The organism is Luteimonas sp. A537 (assembly GCF_054052065.1).
In genome coordinates this window covers 527,094-546,888 of the sequence record NZ_JBSVRH010000003.1, presented here as the reverse complement: position 1 = coordinate 546,888, position 19,795 = coordinate 527,094, and the positions used below count along the sequence as shown (strand labels likewise).

Genomic DNA, 19,795 nt, shown 5'->3' with positions numbered 1-19,795 from the left:
CCCGGCCTGCTCAGGTGCCTGCCGGTGCCGCCGCCTCGCCATCGTCTGCGCCATCGTCTGCGCCATCGTCTGCGCCGCCGTCTGCGCGCGGCGGCGCCGGCGCAAACCACCCGACCAGGGTGCACAGCAGGCCGTAGGCCATGAACGAGCCGATGCCCAGCAGGTTGCCGAGGTGCTGGCGATCGACCAGCACCAGCTTGGCCAGCACCAGACCCATCAGCACCGCGCCCGCCAGCCACAGCGCGCGTTGCCCGCGGCGCGATCCCGCGATCCAGCCACCGACCCCGAGCACGCTCCAGACCACGGTGAGCGCGGTCTGCGCCAGGCTGCTCGACCACAGTCCCTCGCCCCAGGGCGCACCGCCCCAGTGATGCACCGCACGCAGGGTCACGCAGGTCGCCAGCAGGAAGCCGGCCGCCGACAGCAGGGCGATCCGCCGCCGGGCGAACTCCACCGGCGCCAGCGTCGACCACAGCCAGCATGCGGACAGCCCCAGCGTCGCGAGCTGGGCGAGGTCCAGCGGGTTGAGCAGCGGCAGCCAGGGCAGCGGCGCGCTGTCACCGGCATCGCGCAGGGCGCGCAGCCAGCCCAGGCCCACCACGGCCAGGGTCACGCCGAGCAGCGCGCCGCGCGACGCATCGAAACCCGCACCCAGCGGCTGCCGCAGCCAGCGCCAGCGGAACTGCAGCAGCGCCAGCAGGGCCAGCAGGGCCAGCCACGGCAGGGCGGGCAGGGCCAAGCGCCAACCGCCGCCCAGCGCCTGCGCGCGTGCCCACTCACCCGCCGCCAGCGACAGCACCAGCGGCCACAGCAGCCACCAGGCGAACTGCGCCCAGATTGCAAAGCGTCCGCCATCTCCACGCAGGCTCACCAGGCTCTGCACCCCGCAGGCGGCAAAGAGCAGCCAGGCCGCCGCGCCCCAGCCTGCAAGCGGTTGGCCACGAATCCCGACCTGGGCGAATGCCAGCGGGACCGCGAGCAGGAACGCGCCGAGCACGGTCAGCGCCAGCGCGGGCGCGGGCCGCCGCCGGTGCACCAGCGCCGCCAGCACGGCGGTCACCGCCAACGCGGCAAGCAACGCATCGGCGCGCAGCGCATGCGCGACATGCGCGCCCACCTCGTGCAGCACGTTGCCGCACCACCACGCCAGGCCCCAGCAATAGAACGCCGCCGCTGCCGGTGACCGCCCGGCGCCGCGATACCACCACGCGCTGGCGAAGCCGGACAGTGCCAGCAGCAGGGCGCCGGTGAATACCGGATTGGCGAGCGCAGGCGCAGGCCGGAGCAGGTCGCCCACGCCGATGAAAAACGCCACTGCCGCTGCGATCTGGAGACCGGCGCCGGTCCATTGCGGCAGTCGACGTTCCTCGCGCAGGCCCAACCAGACCAGCGCCGCGCCTTCGATCGCGAACACCGCCGCCGTCGCCCGTGCCGAGAGTGCCAGCGGCACCGCCAACGTGGCAAAGCCCGCTGCGAGCAGCACGTAGGATTCGCCGAGCACCGGATGCGCGCCGCGCCGCTGCCACCATGCGAACGCCGCATAGATCGCCGCCAGCGCCAGGGCACACAGTGCCAGGGGCATGCGCTCGCCCTCGAGCAGCGCCGCCTGCAGGCTGAACGCCACCAGTGGCGTGCCGAACAGCATGCAGCCGTCGACCACGTCGCGCCGGCCGGGCGCACGCTTGCGCGCGTACAGGACCGGCAGCAGCAGGTAGAACGCGAAGAACAGCAGCAGGAAGGGCTGGGTGCTGGCGTATTTGTCCGGGTCGTAGGCAAGCACGCCCCAGGCCACGCCGATGCCCCAGGTGAAGATCCAGCCCAGCAGGTTGAGCTCGCGCCACGGGCGCAGCCAGGCGATGGCGAAGATCGCGGCGTTGAGCAGCGCGTAATACGAGAACAGCACCACGTGGTTGCCGCTGCCTGTGGACAGCCAGATCGGCGCCAGGAAGCCGGCCAGGATGCCGAGCACCGCCATGGTGCGCGAACCCTGCAGCACCGCCAGCAGGCCCAGCGCCACCACCAGTCCCACGCTGAGCGCGAACGCGGCGGCCGCCGGCAGCATGCCGTAGAGCTTGAACGCGGCGAACACCACCAGCAGCAGCACGCCGATCGCACCGCCCTGCACCGCCAGCGCGAAGCTGCGGTGGCTGTCGCGCTTGCGCCACGCGAACGCCAGCGCGGCCAGCGCCGCCAGCGCAACCGCCGCCAGGCGCATGCCGATGGGCAGGGTCAGCCAGCCCTGGTCGCTGGCGTACTTGAGCAGCGCGGCCACGCCGGCCAGCAGCACCAGCACGCCGACCTTCACCGGCACGTTGCCCTCGGTGAACCAGCGCTTGGCCATCGTGGCCAGGCGGTCGAAAGGCAGCGGGGCGGCGATCGCGGGCCGGGCCGTCGCCGGGACCGATTCGATGCGCGGCGGCAGCGGCGGCACGGCGCGTGCCGGCGCGGCGGGCGGCTTCGGCGTCTCGATGGTTGCCGGCGAGGCGGGCGGCCTCGACGTCTCGACGATTGCCGGCGCGGCGGGCGGCTTCGGCGCCGCAACAGCCGTCGGTTCAGCGGGCGATCGTGCAGCGTCGGTCCATTCCGCCGCGCGCAGCCGCCCCAGCTCACCCTCCAGCTCGTCGACACGCCGCTTCAGGTTGCCGAGCCCCACAAGCACCACGACCAGCAGCACGGGCACCGCCAATACGGCGAGCGCCAACAGCACCAACATCGATTCCATTCCCCGATCCCGCCTCCGCCGCATCCGCGGCCCCGGCCGGAACCTTAACCGACGCGGGTCCGGAAAAAAGAAGGTTCATCTCCCGACTGAGGGGAGGCGTATGGCCGGCCCGGCGGGGTGGCTGGTTCTTCTCGAGGCTCTGGGATGGTGAAGTGCAGTGGGAGCGTTGCGCCGTGAGCTGCTCCGCCCTGGTCCGCGCTGCCCGTCCCGTGCACAGGGGGTGTACTCCCCCGGCCTCCACGGCGGGCAACGCGCACCCTCCCGGAGCAATCACCCGCCCCCTCAATCGGAAGAAGAACCAAAAAGAAGCCCCGCACTGGGCGGGGCTTCGGATATCGCCTTGGCGCGGCGCTTACTTCGCCGCCACCACGCGCACCATTTCCAGGCACTTGGTGGAATAGCCCCACTCGTTGTCGTACCAGGCCACCAGCTTGACGAAGGTGTCGTCGAGCTGGATGCCGGCCTCGGCGTCGAAGATCGAGGTGCGGGTGTCGCCGCGGAAATCGGTGGCGACCACCTTGTCCTCGGTGTAGCCGAGGATGCCCTTCAGCGCGCCTTCCGACTGCGCCTTCATCTCGGCCTTGATCTCTTCGTAGCTCGCGCCCTTTTCAAGCTCGACGGTCAGGTCGACCACGGAGACATCGGAGGTCGGGATGCGGAACGACATGCCGGTGAGCTTGCCGTTGAGCTCGGGGATCACCTTGCCCACGGCCTTGGCCGCGCCGGTGGACGAGGGAATGATGTTCTCGAGGATGCCGCGGCCGCCGCGCCAGTCCTTGTTCGACGGGCCGTCGACCACCTTCTGGCTGGCAGTGGCGGCGTGCACGGTGGTCATCAGGCCGCGCTTGATGCCCCACTTGTCGTTGAGCACCTTGGCGATCGGGGCCAGGCAGTTGGTGGTGCAGGACGCGTTGGAGACGATGGCCTCGCCGGCGTATTTTTCGTGGTTCACGCCGTACACGAACATCGGCGTGTCGTCCTTCGACGGCGCCGACAGGATCACCTTCTTCGCGCCGGCATCCAGGTGCTTCTGCGCCGTGGTCTTGTCCAGGAACAGGCCGGTGGACTCGATGACGACGTCGGCGCCGACCTCGTCCCACTTCAGGTTGGCCGGATCGCGCTCCTGGGTCAGGCGGATGCGCTTGCCGTTGACCACCAGCGTGCCGCCGTCGACCGACACCTCGCCATCGAAGCGGCCGTGCACGGAGTCGTACTTCAGCATGTAGGCCAGGTAGTCCGGCTCAAGCAGGTCGTTGATGGCGACGATCTCGATGTCGCTGCCGAAATTCGCCACCGCCGAACGCAGGACGTTGCGCCCGATGCGCCCGAAACCGTTGATGCCAACCTTGATCGCCATGGGATGCTGACTCCGTAACGCCGCGCGCCGCGGCAGAAGTGGATGGAACACGCAGAACGCCCATTTTAGCAGGCCCGGGCAGGCAGGGGCCGGGCTTGACCACGATCAATGCGGGGCCGTATGGGACAGCGGACCATGGCGGCATCCCCACAGAGAACAGGTGCCTCGATGGCCCGCAAGACCCGCTCCCTCCCGCTCCCCCTGCTCGCCCTTGCCGTTGCCGGCGCCCTCGCCGCCCCGGCCGCCTTCGCCCAGTCCGCCGGCGACTGGACCGTCGCCATCGGCGCCCACCAGGTCAACCCGGATTCCGACAACGGCAAGCTCGCCGCCGGCACCCTGCCGCTGGACATCGGCTCCAGCACCCGCCCGACCATCGCCTTCGAATACTTCCTGCGCGACAACCTCGGCCTGGAAGTGCTGGCCGCACTGCCGTTCCAGCACGACATCGCCATCGACGGCCTGGGCCGCGTCGGCAGCACGAAGCACCTGCCGCCGACCGTCAGCCTGCAGTACCACTTCAACGGCCAGGGCAAGGTCTCGCCGTTGCTGGGAGTGGGCCTGAACTACACCACCTTCTTCAGCGAAGACGCCCGCGGCGCGCTCGCGGGTTCGAAGCTCGAACTCGACGATTCCTTCGGCCTCGCGCTGCACGCCGGCGTCGACTTCAAGGTCGGCGAAAAGGGCGCGATCCGCGTCGACGTGCGCTGGATGGACATCGACAGCGACGTCAAGCTCGACGGCGTGAAGCTGGGCAGCGCGAAGATCGACCCGCTGGTGTACGGCGCCGCCTACGTCATGCGCTTCTGATCCACCCCGGGCGGGATCACCGGGCGCATGCGGCTAGAATCGCCGCATGCACCCGAACCGAGCCCCCCGAATGCACCGATACCTCTCCCTCCTCGTGCTTGCCGGCGCCCTGTTCGCCGGCGACGCCCTGGCCTGGAGCGCCGAAGGCCACCGCATCGTCGCCCGCATCGCCGAGGCCGGCCTCACGCCGGCCGCCCGCGCCGAGGTCGATCGCCTGCTCGCCGCCGAGCCCGACCCGACCCTGGCCGGCATCTCCACCTGGGCCGACGAACTGCGCGACACCCTTCCCGAGGTCGCCAAGCGCACGGCCAAGTGGCACTACATCAACTTTGATGGCCGCTGCGGTTTCGAGCCGCCGAAGGACTGCCCGGGCAACAACTGCGTGGTCACCCAGGCCAACCTGATGTTCGGTGTCCTGGCCAACCGCGGCAAGGATGATGCCGAGCGCACCGGGGCGCTGAAATGGCTCGTGCACCTTATCGGCGACCTGCACCAGCCGATGCACGCCAGCATGCGCGACGACAAGGGCGGCAACGACTACCAGGTGAACCTGGACGGTGAAGGCAGCAACATGCACCGCATCTGGGACGGCACCATCCTCAAGCGCCGCGACCTGGGGGCGGAGGCCTATGCCGCCGAACTGCTGCAGCAGCCCCTGCCCGACGACCCGACCCTCGCCTCCGACCGGCCGACGCTGGAGTGGGCGCTGGAGTCCTGCCGCCTGGTGGAGTCCGGCGAACTCTATCCAGCCGAGGGCACGCATGTGATCGACGAGGCTTTCCTCGACGCGCAGCGCCCGCTGGCCGAGCGCCGCCTGCGCGAGGCCGGCTATCGCCTGGCGAAGATGCTCAACTACGCGCTGGCACGGCCCAAGAACGTCCCGTGACCAGGGCCGCGCCCGTCGCCGTCGCACCGCTCCAGCATGGCGGCAGCCGGCGCGGCGCGGCGGCGGACGCCTGCTGAGTCCCGCCGGACCATGCTGATTTCCCGACGCGCCATGCTTGCCCTGCGCGGCTTGGCCGCGGTCGCGGCGCTGTGCCTGGCGCCCGCCGTGCAGGCCGCCGGCGCGCCGCTGACCGTGTTCGCCGCCGCCAGCCTCAAGGAGTCGATGGACGACGCGGCCGCCGCGTATACCGCCGCCAGCGGGCAGGCGGTGCGCGTGTCCTACGCCGCCAGTTCCGCGCTGGCGCGGCAGATCGCCCAGGGCGCGCCGGCCGATGTCTTCGTTTCCGCCGACCTGGACTGGATGGACGCGCTGCAGGACAGGGGCCTGGTCGACGCCTCGACCCGGAGCGAGCTGCTCGGCAATACCCTGGTGCTGGTGGCGCCCGCGAAGTCCGCTGCCAGCGCCCTCACGCTGCGCCCGGGCCTGGACCTGCGTCCGCTGCTGGGCGAACGCGGACGCATCGCGCTCGGCATGGTCGACAGTGTGCCCGCGGGCAGGTATGCCAGGGCCGGCTTCGAATCGCTGGGCATGTGGGACATGCTCGCGCCGCGCGTGGCCGGCGTGGAAAACGTGCGCGCCGCGCTGATGCTGGTCGCGCGTGGCGAAGCGCCGCTGGGCGTGGTCTACGGCAGCGACGCGCGCGCCGAGCCGCGGGTGCGCGTGCTGGCGACCTTCCCGGCGGATTCGCATCCGCAGATCGTCTATCCGGCGGCGCGGGTGGCCGCGAGCAGGCATCCGCAGGCGGCCGGCCTGGTGCGCTGGCTGCGCGGGCCCGCGGCGCGCGCGATCTTCGCCCGCCATGGCTTCAGCCTGCGCTGACGCCCGACCCGGCGCGCCGCCCCCGCCATGCCCGACTTCAGTCCCGCCGAACTCGCCGCGATCGCGCTCAGCCTGAAAGTGGCCTGCGTGGCGGCGCTGGCCAGCCTGCCCTTCGGGATCGCGGTGGCCTGGCTGCTGGCGCGCCGGCGCTTCCCCGGCAAGGCCTTGCTCGATGCCCTGGTGCACCTGCCGCTGGTGCTGCCGCCGGTGGTGGTCGGCTACGCGCTCCTGGTGGTGTTCGGCAGCCAGGGCGCGGTGGGCGCCTTCCTGGCCGAACGCTTCGGGATCACCTTCGCGTTCCGCTGGACGGGCGCGGCGCTGGCCAGCGCGATCATGGGCTTCCCGCTGATGGTGCGCGCGATCCGCCTGTCGATCGAAGCGGTCGACCGCCGGCTGGAGCATGCCGCGGCCACGCTGGGCGCCAGCCCCTGGCGCGTCTTCGCCACCGTCACCCTGCCGCTGGCCTGGCCGGGCATCGTCGCCGGCGGCGTGCTGGCGTTCGCCAAGGCGCTGGGCGAGTTCGGCGCCACGATCACCTTCGTGTCCAACATCCCGGGCGAGACGCAAACCATTTCTTCGGCGATCTACGAGCTGATGCAGGTCCCCGGCGGCGAGCTGGGGATCTGGCGCATGGCAATCGTGGCGGTGGCGATTTCGCTGCTGGCGCTGCTGGCCTCGGAGTGGCTGGTGCGGCGGCAGCACGGGCGTCGCGACGATGGGGACGAGGCATGAGCGCCCCAGGCCTGGTGTCCGGACGCCGGCCGATGCTGAGCCTGGACATCGAGCTGCGCCGGGGCCGCTTCCAGCGCCATGTCCGGATCGAGGACGGCGCGCGGGTGGTCGCGCTCACCGGCCCGTCCGGCTCGGGCAAGACCACGGTGCTCAATGCCATCGCCGGGCTGGTGAAGCCGCGGTCCGGGCGCATCGAGGTCGACGGCCGCGTGCTGTTCGACAGCGCGCGCCGGATCGACCTGCCCGCGCACCGGCGCCGCGTCGGCTATGTGTTCCAGGATGCACGGCTGTTCCCGCACCTCGACGTGCGCGGCAACCTGCTCTATGGCCGCCACGCCGCGGTGGCGGGCGGCAGGCGCTTCGAGCTCGACGCCGTGGTCGCCTTGCTCGGCATCGAAGCGCTGCTGCCGCGGCGGACCGCGAACCTCTCCGGCGGCGAAGCGCAGCGCGTGGCGATCGGCCGGGCGCTGCTGTCGCAGCCGGCGATCCTGCTGTTCGACGAGCCGCTGTCGGCGCTGGACCAGGCGCGGCGGGAGGAGCTGATCCCCTGGCTGCAGCGCGTGCGCGACGAGGTGCGGCTGCCGATGCTCTACGTCAGCCACCATCCCGACGAAGTCCGCCGGCTGGCCGAGGCCGTGCACCGGCTCGACTGACGCGGCGTGCCGGTGCGCCTCAGGCTTCGCCGAGCGGGTCCAGGGGCTCGAGGTCGCCGCCGGCGACGGCCGCGGCGATCGCCGCGTCGGAACGCGCGGTGTCGATGCCGTTGTCCACGTACCAGGCGGGCGCGTAGTAGCTGTGGGCGTAGCGGTCGCCGGCGTCGCAGAGGATGGTGACGATGGAGCCGTCGCGCCCCTGCTCGCTCATGCGCCGCGCGGCGTGCAGCACGCCGACGAAGTTGGTGCCGGTGGAGCCGCCCACGCGCCGGCCGAGGGTCGCGCTGACGTGGCGCATCCCCGCCAGTGCCAGTGCGTCGGGCACCTTGACCATGCCGTCGATGCAGCTGGGGATGAAGCTCGCCTCCACGCGCGGCCGGCCGATGCCTTCCACCCGCGAGCCGCAGGGATGGGTGAAGTCGCGCCAGGGTTCGTCCGCCAGCGCCGCGCGGTAGGCCTGGTGGAACACCGACTCCTGTGGGTCCGCGCACAGCACGCGGGTGTCGTGGCGGCGATAGCGCGCGTAGCGGCCCAGCGTGGCCGCGGTGCCACCGGTGCCGGGGCTGCACACGATCCACGCGGGCACCGGGTGCGGCTCTTCGGCCATCTGCCGGAAGATCGACTCGGCGATGTTGTTGTTCGCACGCCAGTCGGTCGCGCGCTCGGCGTAGGTGAACTGGTCCATGAAATGACCGCCGGTTTCCTGCGCCACGCGGTGCGACTCGGCGTCCAGGCCGCAGGCGGTGTCGACCAACTGGCAGCGGCCGCCGTGGAACTCGATCGCGGCGATCTTCTCCGGCGAGGTCGACGCCGGGATCACGGCGATGAAGGGCAGGCCCAGCAGGCGCGCGAAATACGCTTCCGACACCGCCGTCGAGCCGCTGGAGGCCTCCACCACCGGCCGCCCCTCGCGCAGCCAGCCGTTGGCCAGCGCGTACAGGAACAGCGAGCGCGCCAGCCGGTGCTTCAGGCTGCCGGTCGGGTGGCTGGACTCGTCCTTCAGGTAGACGTCGATGCCCGGGTAGCCGGGCAGCGGCATCGGTATCAGGTGGGTGTCGGCCGACCGGTTGAAGTCGGCCTCGATGGTGTGGATGGCGCGCGCCACCCAGTCCCGCTGTGCCATGTCGCCGTGCTCCCCGCGCGCCTTACAGCGCGCGCGCGGCGTCGACCACCGCCTCGACCGTGAAGCCGAAGTGCGGGAACAGAACCTCGGCCGGGGCGCTGGCGCCGAAGCGGTCGATGCCGATCACCGCGCCGTCCAGGCCGACGTACTTGCGCCAGAAGTCGGACACGCCGGCTTCGACGGCGACGCGCTTGCGGCATGCATCGGGCAGCACCGATTCGCGCCAGGCCGCGTCCTGGCGATCGAAGACATCGCTGCAAGGCATCGACACCACGCGCACCGAGTCGCCGAGCTGCGCCGCGGCGTCCATCGCCAGGCCCACTTCCGAACCGGTGGCGATCAGAATGATTCCCGGCGCGCCGACCGAATCCCTGAGCACGTAGCCGCCGCGCGCGATCGCAGCAACCTGGCCGGCGTCGCGCTGTTGCGGCGCCAGGTTCTGGCGCGAGAACACCAGGCAGCTCGGGCCGTCGCGACGCTCGATCGCGGCCTTCCAGCACACCGCCGACTCGACCGCGTCGCAGGGACGCCAGACGTCGTTGCCGGGGATGTAGCGCAGGCTCGCGATATGTTCGATCGGCTGGTGCGTCGGGCCGTCCTCGCCCAGGCCGATGGAGTCGTGGGTGTAGACGTGGATCGCGTGCGCACCCATCAGCGCGCTCATGCGCACCGCGTTGCGGGCGTAGTCGCTGAACACCAGGAAGGTGGCGTCGTAGGGGATGAAGCCGCCGTGCACCGCAAGACCGTTCGAGATCGCGGTCATCGCGAACTCGCGCACGCCGTAATAGATGTAGTTGGCGTCCGGGTCGTCACCGGCCACCGACTTGCTGCCACTCCACAGGGTGAGGTTCGAGCCGGCGAGGTCGGCCGAACCGCCGATGAGCTCCGGCAGCAGCGGCGCAAAGGCTTCGATTGCCATCTGCGAAGCCTTGCGCGAGGCAACCTTTGGGCTCTCGGCCTGCAGCTTTGCGATGTACGCGTCAGCCTCGGCCGCGAAGCCCTCCGGAAGGTCGCCGTGCGAACGACGCGTCAGCTCGGCGGCCAGCTCCGGGTGGCGCTGGGCGTAGGCGTCGAACATGCGGTTCCACTGGTCCTCGCGCACCGTGCCGGCGTTGTTCGCGCGCCAGCCGTCGCGGATCGCCTGCGGGATCTCGAACTCGCCGTGCGTCCAGCCCAGCGCCTTGCGCGTGGCGGCGATCTCGTCCTTGCCCAGCGGCGCGCCGTGCGAGGACTCGCTGCCGGCCTTGGCAGGCGAGCCGAAGCCGATCGTGGTGCGGCAGCAGACCAGCACCGGCTTGTCGTCGTGCTGCATCGCCTGGTCGATCGCGGCCTTGATCGAATCCGCATCGTGGCCGTCGACGTCGCGGATCACGCGCCAGCCGTAGGCCTCGAAGCGCGCCGGGGTGTCATCGGTGAACCAGCCGGCGGTGTCGCCGTCGATCGAGATGTGGTTGTCGTCCCAGAACGCCACCAGCTTGCCCAGGCCCCAGGTGCCGGCGAGCGATGCGGCCTCGTGGCTGATGCCCTCCATCAGGCAGCCGTCGCCCATGAACACCCAGGTGCGGTGGTCGACGACCGCGTGTTCCGGACGGTTGAAGCGCTGCGCCATCAGCTTCTCCGCCAGCGCGAAGCCGACGGCATTCGCGAAGCCCTGGCCGAGCGGCCCGGTGGTGGTCTCGACGCCGTCGGTGACGAAGTTCTCCGGATGCCCCGGGGTGCGGTGGCCAAGCTGGCGGAAGTGCTTCAGCTCTTCGATCGGCAGGTCATAGCCCGAAAGGTGCAGAAGCGCGTACTGCAGCATCGAGCCGTGGCCGTTGGACAGCACGAAGCGGTCGCGGTTGAACCACTTCGGATTGCCCGGACTGTGGTTCAGGTAGTCGTTCCACAGCACCTCGGCGATGTCGGCCATGCCCATGGGCATGCCGGGATGGCCGGAGTTGGCCGCCTGGACGGCGTCCATGGCGAGGATGCGGATGGCGTTGGCAAGGTCGCGGCGGCTGGGGCTGGTCATGGGGTCTCGGGCGGCTGGGACGGCGGGCGAAGCCGCCATTGTCCCATCCCCCGCCCGCGGAGTCTCCCGCCCCGCCCCGCCCCGCCGCCTCGCTCCGTCCGGAGCGCCCCCTCCGTAGGAGCAGCTATAGCTGCGACCACGGTCCCCCACTGAACGAAAATTGGCTCAACCGATTGGTTCGGTCGCAGCTATAGCTGCTCCTATTGTCAGGTCGTGGCTGCAGGGGTGTCCGGGGCGGGGTCGAGCGGCGCGCCCACCTCGCCCTTCGACACGATCGCAGCGATCCCGAGGTCGCCGGTCACGTTCACCGTGGTCCGGCACATGTCGAGGAAGTGGTTCACGCCCAGGATCAGGCCGATGCCTTCCGGCGGCACGCCGACCATGGCGCAGATCAGCGCCACCACCGGCAGCGAGCCCGAGGGCACGCCGGCGGTGCCGATGCCGCCCAGGATGCAGACCAGCATCACCATGAACTGCTGGCCCCAGGTCAGATCCACGCCGAAGAACTGCGCCAGGAAGATCACCGTCACGCCCTCGAACAGCGCGGTGCCGTTCTGGTTGGCGGTGGCGCCGATGGTCAGAACGAAGCGCGAGACCTTCGACGGCAGGTGCAGGTCCTGGTCGGCCACCTTCAGCGCCGTCGGCAGCGTGGCGTTGCTGGAGGCCGTGGAGAAGGCCATCAGCATCGCCTCCTGCACGCCCTTGAAGAACTTCACCGGTGAATAGCCGCCGATGAATTTCAGCGCCAGCGAATAGGTCACCACCATGTGCAGCGCCAGCGCTCCGACCACCACCAGCACGAAGGCGCCCAGGCGCAGCAGCAGGTCCCAGCCGAACAGCGCGGCGAGGTTGAACATGAAGCAGAACACCGCCACCGGCGCCATGCGGATGATCAGGCCGATCAGGGTCATCGAGATCTCGAAGATGCCCTCGATGCCGCGGCGCAGCGTGCGGATCGGCGCCGTGTCCGGGCTCATCACGATGCCGATGCCGAACATCAGCGCGAAGAACATCAGCGCCAGGATGTTGGCGTTGTTCGCCGCCGCGCCGACCACGTTCTGGGGCACGATGTCGAGCAGCATCTGCATGCCGGACGGCTGCTCGCTGCTGTCGCGGACGATGGCCGCGGCGCGCTCGGCGCCCTCGGTCAGCAGTTGCTGCGCCAGCACCGGGTCGACGCCCACGCCGGGCTTGAACACGTTCACCATCACCAGGCCCAGCAACACGGCGATGCCCGAGAACAGCACGGTGCAGACCAGGGTGCGCCAGCCGATGCGGCCCAGCGACTTCACGTCGCCCATCTCCGACACGCCGACCACCAGCGCCGAGAACAGCAGCGGCACGATCATCATGAAGATCAGGCTGAGGAACAGGGTCGACAGCGGCTGGGTCACGTAGCGCGTAAGGCCCTGCACCCAGGCGGTCTCGGCGCCGGCGACGTAGTGCACGAACAGGCCGAGGACCAGGCCGGCGACGAAGCCGATGGCGATCTTCCAGTGCAGCGGCATGCGCTTGCGGCTGGGCGCGTTCGGCTCGGTCATGCGGTGTTCCCCGGAACGGTGTGGACGGCGGAGCTTAGCAAAGCGGCCCGCCGCGGCAGCTCAGGGCGGATAGAGCGGCGGCAGCGAGCCGTCGCGGTCGACGTCCCGTGCGAGCCAGTCGGGACCGCGCGCGAAGGCGGCGCGCACGGCGGCGCGGGCCTGTGCCGCCGTGGCGTCGCCCTGTCCCCAGCGTGCGCGCTGCAGTTCGGCGACGGCTTCGCGCTGCGGGCCGGCCGCCAGCATCCGCGACAGCGCGTCCAGGTCGGCGGCTGGCGGCGACGCAAGCGCGCACAGGGCAGCGGCGACGTCGCCGAGGTCGCCCGTGTCGAGCGCCTTGCGCAACGCGGGCGATGGCCCCGCGCGGCGGGCCGGCGCGGCATCGGCGGCCTGTCCGCCGCCTGCATCCCGGATACCGGCGCCTGCACGCTGTCGCAAGCCCAGCGCCCAGCCCAGGGTCACCAGCCACAGCAGGGCGAACGCCACCGTCGCCAGCGCCCAGGTGCGTACTTCTCCCTGCACGCCGGGGACGCGCATCCATCCCCCGTCGCGCGGCGACGTGGTCGTGGCATCGCCGCCGGATGCCGATGCCGCGACATCGAGCTCCAGCGGCGGCAGCGTCGCCACGCGGGCGCGTTCGGCATCCACGTCCCACCATTGCAGGCGCGGCGCCTCGACGCGGACGCGGCCCTCGCGCGCGGGGAGGATCGAGAAGCGGCGCACCATGCGCACGCGTGGGCGGCCGTCCGCGACGGTCTCGTCGTGCTGGACGGGTTCGGGGAAGACCTGCGCACCCTGGTCGACGGCAAGCACCGGCGGCTCGATCTGGGCGGCGATCGCGCCATCGGCGACAAGCTCCAGTTCGACCGTGAACGCATCGCCCGCGCGCGCCGTGGCGGGCGTCTCCAGCCAGCGCAGCTGCAGCCCGTGCAGCGGCAGCCAGGGCCGGGCCGCCGCGTCGGGCACCGGCTTCGTGTCCAGCGCGATCGCCGGGCCGTCCGCGGACAGTGCGCGCTGCCCGTCGCCGAACAGGTCGTCGAGCCAGCCGCCCACGCCGCGGCCGCGGAAGCGCGCCGGCGGCAGTTCGATCCGGCCGCTGCGCTCGGGCACCAGCAGGTAGTTGCGTTCGACCACGTGGAAGCGGCGGCCGTCGACCTCGCGCGTGAACTGCAGGTCGCTGCCGACGCGCCGCAGCGCGGCACCATCGGGCTCCGGCTGGTCCAGCTGCCCGGACACCAGCTGTGCCGAGTAGTACAGCCGCAGGCGCAGTCCCACGGCCTGCTGCACATAGGGCGCGGTGTCGTCGACCTCGGCTTCGATGTAGGCGGGCCCGCGGGCGCGCGCCGGCGCCGCACGGGCGGCAGTCACGGTGAGCACGATGGGCGCGGTGCGTTCGCCGCCGACCCGCAGCGCCGGGATCGTGATCCTGCCCTCGCGGTCGGGCTGCAGCGCCACCGCGTACAGCGTGCGCGCCACCGCCTGCCCACCCTGCTGCCCGAAGGACTGGCGGCTGCTGCGCTGTTCGATGCGGAAGTCGTCCTCGAGCGGCGCGTAGTCCGGACGGCCGCCGCCGTCGGTCTCGACGTTGAGGGTGACGGTTTCGCCGAGCTCGATGCGGTCGCGGTCCAGCCAGGCGCGGATCTCGGCGTGGGCGAAGCCGGGGACGAGCATAGCCAGCAGCAGGAGCAGCGCGAGCGGCCGTCGGAACGCGTTGGACATGGACATGTGGTCAGCGCTCCCCGGCGCGGCGGCGCAGGTGTTCGTTGCGGAAGCGGGCGCGCAGCAGCGCCCCCGGGTCGTCGGGCACGCGGCGCAGCCATGCCGCGTTGGCCTGCTCGCGCTCGGCGGCGGCGGTGAAATCCGTGCGTTCGGACGCGTCGCGCCCGTCACCCGGCTCGCTGCCACCGTCGCGCGCGTCGCCGGCGTCGATGGCGCGCTGCATCGCCTCGCGCTGTGCTTCGTCGGCGGCCTGCTGGCGGGCGCGGGCCTCGGCGTCGCCGATCTCGTCGGCCGCGGGCGGCGGCCCGGCGTCGTCGCCTGGATCCGGAGGCTGTGGCGGGGGCGATGGCGGGTCCTGGCCAGGCTCCTTCCCGGCATCGGCATCCGGCGGCGCGCGCCCGTCGTCGCCGCGGTCGCCCGTTTCGTCGCCCGCGCCAAGGTCGCCCTTGCCACCATCGGGAGGCATGTCGCCGCCGCCGGCACCGCCGTCGGGCGGTTCGCGGGCCATCACCGCTTCGACAGCGGCGCGGTTGGCGAGCGCATCGGGCATGCCCGGGACTTCGCCCAGGGCTTCGTCATACGCGGCGATCGCTTCTTCATAGCGGCCCGCGCGGGCCAGGGCGTTGCCGCGGTTGTACGCGGCGTCGGCGCCCGGCAGTCCGTCGAAGCCTCGGGCGGCGGCCGCGAAATCGCCCTCGCGGTAGGCGGCTTCGGCTTCCGCGCTGCGTGCATGCGCGGCCTGGTCCGCCCGGCGCCAGGCATCGGCCACCGGCGGCCCGGCGCCGGCCGCGAAGCCTGGCTGCATCGGCAGCACCATGCAAAGCGCCAGCACCGCGAGCACGCCGCCGCGCCGGAACGCGACCAGCAACAGGACCATGGCCAGCGGCAGCAGCCAGTAGCCGCCGTCCTCGCGCACCAGGCCGCGCGACGCGTCGGCGGCCGCGGCGCCTGCCCTGGCACCCGAGGCCCCGCCGCCGCCGAGCGTGGCGACAACCTCGGCCGGGGGTTCACCCCAGGCGTGGGTGCTGCCGCCTCCCGCCGCGGCCAGCGCGCGCAGGGACCCGGGATCGAGCGCGCTGCGATGGATTTCACCGTCGCGGCCGCGATAGCCGGCACCGGCTTCGGTGCCCATCGCCAGCACCGAGACACGGTAGCCGTCCGCGGCGGCGCGGGTGGCGGCGCGCACCGCGTCGCGCCCGGCCCCTGGAGCCAGCAGCAGGATGTCGCCGCGGGCATGCCCGGCCCGTGCCAGCAGCTCGCTCGCGCGGTCGATGCCGCGCCCGGCCCGCTGGCCATCCACGGGCATGACGTCAGGTGCGAGCGCATCGAGGAAGACGGCGACGTTGTCCGGATCGGACGTGACCGGCGACACCACGAAGGCATCGTCCGCATACGCCACCAGCGCGACCTCGCCGGCGTGCGCGTGCAGCAGGGCGTCGATCCTGGCGCGGGCCTGCACCAGGCGCGAAGGCTGGAGGTCATTGGCCAAGGTCGCGCTCGACAGGTCGAGGACGATGACCAGGGCACTGCCGCCACCCTGCAGCGGCTGCGGCACGCCGCGCCAGCTTGGTCCGGCCAGTGCGACGATCGCCAGGGCGAGGCCGGCGAGCGTGGCGACGCCGGCCAGCGAGCTGTCGCGCCCACCACCGCGTGCATCGATCAGGTGCGGCAAAAGATGTGCATCGACCGCCGTGCGCCAGCCGCTGCGCCGGCGCGCGCGCCGCCTCCAGGCCCAGGCCAGCAGCGGCAGGAGCAGCAGCGCCAGCAGCCAGGCCGGGCGCAGGAACTGGAGGTCGGCGATCGGCAGGGTCATCGTCCGTCCCTGCGCCATGCCAGCGCCGCTGCAAGCAGGCCGGCGAGCAGCGCGAGGGCCAGCGGCCAGTGGTAGCGCTCGAGGCGTGGGCGCATGGCCTCGCCCGGCGCCTCGACCGGTTCAATGCGGTCGATTTCGGCGTAGATGCCGGCCAGGGCTTCGGTGTCGCGGGCGCGGAAGCTGCGCCCGCCGGTCATCTCCGCGATCCGTGCCAGCGATTCCTCGTCGATTTCGCTTCCGCCCGAGGGCAGCCGGAAGCCGAAGACCGACAGCTGTTCGCCGCTGCCGCCGAAGGCGATGGTGTGGACGCGCACGCCCTCGTCGCGGGCGATTTCAGCGGCCTTCACCGGATCCAGGGCGCCGGCGGTGTTGACGCCATCGGTGAGCAGCACCAGCACGCGCTCACCCTCGCGCTGCGCCTGCAGGCGCTTGACCCCGAGCCCGATCGCATCGCCGATGGCGGTTTCGCGGCCGGCCAGCGAGACCTCGGTCGCCAGCAGCTGTTCGCGCACCGTGTCGAGGTCGGCGGTGGCCGGCGCCAGCACGTACGCGCCGCGGCCGAACACCAGCAGGCCGACGCGGTCGCCCTCGCGCCGGTCCAGGAAATCGGCGATCACGGCCTTGGCCGCCCCGAGCCGGTCGACGACCTCGTTGCCGACCAGCATGTCGCGCTCGCCCATGCTCGCGGAAAGATCGACGGCGAGCATCAGCTCGCGCGCGGCCTGCGGTGGCGTGACGACCTCGCCCCAGGCCAGGGGGCGGGCAGCCGCCAGGCACAGCAGCGCCCAGCCGACCCAGGCCAGCCAGGGCTGCCCGCCCGCGCGCGGCTGCAGGCCGGACGGGGCGACGATCGGGGCCAGCCGCGCCGCCCAGGGCACGCGCAGCGCGGGGCCCGCGTCGCGCAGCGGTGGCAGGACGGCGCGCAGCAGCAGGGGCAGCGGCAGCGCGAGCAGCAGCCAGGGCCAGGCGAAGCCCGCGAACGCCGGCCAGGCGGAAGACAGCGCACTCATTTGCGGCCCTCCATCCATTCAACGAAGCGCTCGCGCGCGACGTGGCGCAGGTCGGCCACCCCGGCAGCATCCGCATCGCGTCGGAACGGGCCTTCAAGCAGCAGCGTCCCACGGGCGCCGTCAAAGCGCGGGGCCTCGCGACCGGCATCCAGGAACGCGAGCCAGGCCTCGCCTTCCAACCGGTCCGCCGCGGGATCGCGCAGCCGCGCCGCGCGGCGCAGCAGGGTCGAGATCGCGGCGACGGACTCGGCAGGTCCCCGGGCGGCGTCCACCTCGGCGTCGAACAGGGCCTGCAGCCGACGACGACGACGGGCACGCCACCAGCGCCAGGCGATGATCGCGGCAAGCACGAGCAGCAGCGCTGCGGCCAGCATCCACCAGCCCGGTGCCGGCGGCCACCACGAGGGCGCCGTCGACAGATGGATGTCGCGCAGGACCAGCCCGTCGTCCATCAGCCGCGCCCTGCTCCCGCACCGGCCCCGAGCCCCGCGAGCCAGGCATCGCTGGGCGCGTCGCAGGACAGCGGCACCGCGCGCACCCCGCGGGCCGCCAGGCTCGCGACCGTGGCCGAAACGCTACCAGCGAATGCCTCCTGCCACCGCCTGCGCTGGGCATCGGCCGCCAGGTCCACGCTGATGCGCGCGCCGGAGGCCTGCCCTGCGCCCGCGGGCGTGAACGCAAGCAGGGCCGCGGGCGGTGCCGTCTCCAGCGGATCGGTCAACAGCAGCACGACCACCTGGCTGTGCGCGGCCAGCGCCGGCCAGCGCCGCGCGGGGACCGCCGCCACGCTGGCCGGGTCGGCCAGCACCAGCAGGCGCGAGCCGGGCCGAAGCAGGCGATGGGCATGGTCGAGGGCGACATCCAGGCCCGCATCGGCGTCCGGCGGCCGCGCGTACCAGCGCACCAGGGCATCGAGGACGCGCAGCGCGCCGCGGGCGCCGGAACCCGCGGGCACCGGCGGTGACGCGTCGCTGCCACGGAGCGCGGCGACGCGGTCGCCGTCGGCCACCGCGCGCCACGCCGCGATCGCGCCGGCACGCGCGGCCTGCACCGACTTGAAGCGCACGCGGGTGCCGAAATACAGCGCCGGCGCAGTGTCGGCCACGATCAGGCTGAGTCGCTCGCGCTCGGCCTGGAACAGCTTCGTGTGCGGCTTGCCGCTGCGAGCGGTCAGGCGCCAGTCGATGTGGCGGGCGTCGTCGCCGATCGCATAGCCGCGCGACTCCGCGTACTCCATGCCGCGCCCGCGCAGCACCGATGGCGCCTGGGCGCGCAGGCCCGCGGCCCCGCGACGCGCCGCGCCGCGCGCCTGCGCCAGGCCGCGCAGCGCGATCAGTTCGGGAAGGGTCGGCACGATGCCATCGCCTTCGCGTGGCGGAGTCGCTGCCGGCATCAGGCTCCCTGCTGGCGCCCCTGCGCGAACCCGCAGTCGCCCGCGCAGGGCATCGACTACGGCCCCTCCGATCACGGCAACGGCACCTGCGCCAGCAGCGCCTGCACCAGGCGCTCCCCGTCCCAGCCCTCGGCGGTGGCCTCGTAGCTCGGCAGCACGCGGTGGCGAAGGACATCGGGCGCGACCGCGCGCACGTCGTCCGGGGTCACGAAGTCACGCCCCGCAAGCCAGGCGTGGGCGCGCGCGCAGCGCTCCAGCGCGATCGAGCCGCGGGGGCTGGCACCCCAGGCGATGCGCGGTGCAAGTGTTTCGTCGTAGCGCGCAGCGTCGCGCGAAGCCAGCACGATCTCGACCAGGTAGCGCTCGACCGCTGGCGCCATGTGCAGCGCCAGCACGGCGGAGCGCGCGGCCATCACATCGGCTTGCGAGATGCGTTCGGCGGGAACCGACGGCGCCTCCAGCGTCGCAATCGCGCGCTCGCGCGCCAGGCGCAGGATCGCGGTCTCGGCGTCCGCTTCCGGATAGCCGACGCGGACATGCATCAGGAAACGGTCAAGCTGGGCTTCCGGCAGCGGGAAGGTGCCTTCCTGCTCGATCGGGTTCTGGGTCGCCATGACCAGGAACAGCGGTGGCAGCGCATAGGTCTGGCGGCCCACGGTCACCTGCCGCTCGCCCATGGCCTCGAGCAGCGCCGACTGCACCTTGGCGGGCGCGCGGTTGACCTCGTCGGCCAGCAGCAGCGAGTGGAACACCGGCCCCGGCAGGAACTCGAAGCGGCCGTCCTGCGGCCGCCAGACCTCGGTCCCGGTCAGGTCGCCGGGCAACAGGTCGGGGGTGAACTGGACGCGGGCGAAGTCGGCTTCAACGCGCGCGGCCAGCGCGCGGATGGCGCTGGTCTTGGCCAGCCCGGGCGCGCCTTCCACAAGCAGGTGGCCGTCTGCGAGCAGCGCGATCAGCAGGCGCTCGACAAGCGCCGCCTGGCCGATGATCTCTTCGGCGAGCGCGTCGCGGAGGCTGGAGAAAAGGCCGTGGAGGCGGACACTTTCGTCGCTGGTCGTTTCCATTTGAAGCCGGTCTGCGACGCGGGCTGCGCCGGGACCAGTTTGACCCCAACCGGGCGACTTGGTTCAAGCGCCACTGGTCACTGGAACG

The 19,795-nt window shown here is 72.2% G+C and carries 16 protein-coding genes; 5 read left to right on the top strand and 11 right to left on the bottom strand.

The features are described 5' to 3' along the window. Nucleotides 1–10 precede the first annotated feature (10 nt). Complete coding sequence (locus ACW7GZ_RS10120) at nucleotides 11–2,722, bottom strand: DUF2339 domain-containing protein (protein ID WP_457009025.1); 2,712 nt, start codon at nucleotides 2,720–2,722, stop codon at nucleotides 11–13. Between the two features lie 352 nt (nucleotides 2,723–3,074). Continuing rightward, nucleotides 3,075–4,079, bottom strand: coding sequence for a type I glyceraldehyde-3-phosphate dehydrogenase (gap, locus tag ACW7GZ_RS10115; RefSeq protein ID WP_457005327.1), 1,005 nt, complete (start codon nucleotides 4,077–4,079; stop codon nucleotides 3,075–3,077). Between the two features lie 168 nt (nucleotides 4,080–4,247). On the opposite strand from gap, the gene ACW7GZ_RS10110 reads away from it, so the two are divergent. From ACW7GZ_RS10110 to modC, 5 genes are all read left to right on the top strand, one after another. Then, entirely contained in the window at nucleotides 4,248–4,886 is a 639-nt protein-coding gene (locus ACW7GZ_RS10110) for an OmpW/AlkL family protein (protein ID WP_457009023.1), read from the top strand. Between the two features lie 70 nt (nucleotides 4,887–4,956). Next, entirely contained in the window at nucleotides 4,957–5,772 is an 816-nt protein-coding gene (locus ACW7GZ_RS10105) for a S1/P1 nuclease (protein WP_457005331.1), read from the top strand. A gap of 90 nt (nucleotides 5,773–5,862) precedes the next feature. Beyond that, entirely contained in the window at nucleotides 5,863–6,651 is a 789-nt protein-coding gene (modA, locus tag ACW7GZ_RS10100; RefSeq protein WP_457005333.1) for a molybdate ABC transporter substrate-binding protein, read from the top strand. Between the two features lie 27 nt (nucleotides 6,652–6,678). Then, a complete protein-coding gene (modB, locus tag ACW7GZ_RS10095) occupies nucleotides 6,679–7,383 on the top strand; it encodes a molybdate ABC transporter permease subunit (RefSeq protein WP_457005335.1) in 705 nt (234 codons plus the stop codon). 32 nt (nucleotides 7,384–7,415) lie between these two features. Then, nucleotides 7,416–8,036 carry a molybdenum ABC transporter ATP-binding protein gene (gene modC, locus ACW7GZ_RS10090; RefSeq protein ID WP_457005445.1) on the top strand — a complete coding sequence of 207 codons (621 nt, stop codon included), beginning with the start codon at nucleotides 7,416–7,418 and terminating at the stop codon, nucleotides 8,034–8,036. 19 nt (nucleotides 8,037–8,055) lie between these two features. Here modC and ACW7GZ_RS10085 read toward each other — a convergent pair whose 3' ends face one another. From ACW7GZ_RS10085 to ACW7GZ_RS10045, 9 genes are all read right to left on the bottom strand, one after another. After that, complete coding sequence (locus ACW7GZ_RS10085) at nucleotides 8,056–9,159, bottom strand: PLP-dependent cysteine synthase family protein (protein ID WP_457005337.1); 1,104 nt, start codon at nucleotides 9,157–9,159, stop codon at nucleotides 8,056–8,058. 22 nt (nucleotides 9,160–9,181) lie between these two features. Then, complete coding sequence (gene tkt, locus ACW7GZ_RS10080; protein ID WP_457005339.1) at nucleotides 9,182–11,170, bottom strand: transketolase; 1,989 nt, start codon at nucleotides 11,168–11,170, stop codon at nucleotides 9,182–9,184. A gap of 206 nt (nucleotides 11,171–11,376) precedes the next feature. Beyond that, a complete protein-coding gene (locus tag ACW7GZ_RS10075) occupies nucleotides 11,377–12,711 on the bottom strand; it encodes a dicarboxylate/amino acid:cation symporter (RefSeq protein WP_457005341.1) in 1,335 nt (444 codons plus the stop codon). A gap of 60 nt (nucleotides 12,712–12,771) precedes the next feature. Further along, the gene (locus tag ACW7GZ_RS10070) at nucleotides 12,772–14,433 is read right to left on the bottom strand and encodes a BatD family protein (protein ID WP_457009021.1); all 1,662 of its coding nucleotides are present in this window, start codon (nucleotides 14,431–14,433) and stop codon (nucleotides 12,772–12,774) included. A gap of 4 nt (nucleotides 14,434–14,437) precedes the next feature. Beyond that, a complete protein-coding gene (locus tag ACW7GZ_RS10065; RefSeq protein WP_457009019.1) occupies nucleotides 14,438–16,240 on the bottom strand; it encodes a VWA domain-containing protein in 1,803 nt (600 codons plus the stop codon). Further along, on the bottom strand, nucleotides 16,237–17,250 hold the full coding sequence (locus ACW7GZ_RS10060; protein ID WP_457005347.1) for a vWA domain-containing protein: 1,014 nt from the start codon (nucleotides 17,248–17,250) through the stop codon (nucleotides 16,237–16,239). The genes ACW7GZ_RS10065 and ACW7GZ_RS10060 overlap by 4 nt, the downstream gene beginning before the upstream one ends. Next, entirely contained in the window at nucleotides 17,247–17,702 is a 456-nt protein-coding gene (locus ACW7GZ_RS10055; protein WP_457009017.1) for a DUF4381 domain-containing protein, read from the bottom strand. The genes ACW7GZ_RS10060 and ACW7GZ_RS10055 overlap by 4 nt, the downstream gene beginning before the upstream one ends. Continuing rightward, on the bottom strand, nucleotides 17,702–18,643 hold the full coding sequence (locus tag ACW7GZ_RS10050; protein WP_457005350.1) for a DUF58 domain-containing protein: 942 nt from the start codon (nucleotides 18,641–18,643) through the stop codon (nucleotides 17,702–17,704). The genes ACW7GZ_RS10055 and ACW7GZ_RS10050 overlap by 1 nt, the downstream gene beginning before the upstream one ends. 71 nt (nucleotides 18,644–18,714) lie before the next feature. Continuing rightward, the gene (locus tag ACW7GZ_RS10045; RefSeq protein ID WP_457005352.1) at nucleotides 18,715–19,707 is read right to left on the bottom strand and encodes an AAA family ATPase; all 993 of its coding nucleotides are present in this window, start codon (nucleotides 19,705–19,707) and stop codon (nucleotides 18,715–18,717) included. Between the last annotated feature and the right edge of the window lie 88 nt (nucleotides 19,708–19,795).

Coding starts and splice junctions, on each gene's coding strand:
- ACW7GZ_RS10120 (WP_457009025.1), bottom strand. CDS start 2,722: ATGGAATCGATGTTGGTGCTGTTGGCGCTCGCCGTATTGGCGGTGCCC.
- gap (WP_457005327.1), bottom strand. CDS start 4,079: ATGGCGATCAAGGTTGGCATCAACGGTTTCGGGCGCATCGGGCGCAAC.
- ACW7GZ_RS10110 (WP_457009023.1), top strand. CDS start 4,248: ATGGCCCGCAAGACCCGCTCCCTCCCGCTCCCCCTGCTCGCCCTTGCC.
- ACW7GZ_RS10105 (WP_457005331.1), top strand. CDS start 4,957: ATGCACCGATACCTCTCCCTCCTCGTGCTTGCCGGCGCCCTGTTCGCC.
- modA (WP_457005333.1), top strand. CDS start 5,863: ATGCTGATTTCCCGACGCGCCATGCTTGCCCTGCGCGGCTTGGCCGCG.
- modB (WP_457005335.1), top strand. CDS start 6,679: ATGCCCGACTTCAGTCCCGCCGAACTCGCCGCGATCGCGCTCAGCCTG.
- modC (WP_457005445.1), top strand. CDS start 7,416: ATGCTGAGCCTGGACATCGAGCTGCGCCGGGGCCGCTTCCAGCGCCAT.
- ACW7GZ_RS10085 (WP_457005337.1), bottom strand. CDS start 9,159: ATGGCACAGCGGGACTGGGTGGCGCGCGCCATCCACACCATCGAGGCC.
- tkt (WP_457005339.1), bottom strand. CDS start 11,170: ATGACCAGCCCCAGCCGCCGCGACCTTGCCAACGCCATCCGCATCCTC.
- ACW7GZ_RS10075 (WP_457005341.1), bottom strand. CDS start 12,711: ATGACCGAGCCGAACGCGCCCAGCCGCAAGCGCATGCCGCTGCACTGG.
- ACW7GZ_RS10070 (WP_457009021.1), bottom strand. CDS start 14,433: ATGTCCATGTCCAACGCGTTCCGACGGCCGCTCGCGCTGCTCCTGCTG.
- ACW7GZ_RS10065 (WP_457009019.1), bottom strand. CDS start 16,240: ATGACCCTGCCGATCGCCGACCTCCAGTTCCTGCGCCCGGCCTGGCTG.
- ACW7GZ_RS10060 (WP_457005347.1), bottom strand. CDS start 17,250: ATGAGTGCGCTGTCTTCCGCCTGGCCGGCGTTCGCGGGCTTCGCCTGG.
- ACW7GZ_RS10055 (WP_457009017.1), bottom strand. CDS start 17,702: ATGGACGACGGGCTGGTCCTGCGCGACATCCATCTGTCGACGGCGCCC.
- ACW7GZ_RS10050 (WP_457005350.1), bottom strand. CDS start 18,643: ATGCCGGCAGCGACTCCGCCACGCGAAGGCGATGGCATCGTGCCGACC.
- ACW7GZ_RS10045 (WP_457005352.1), bottom strand. CDS start 19,707: ATGGAAACGACCAGCGACGAAAGTGTCCGCCTCCACGGCCTTTTCTCC.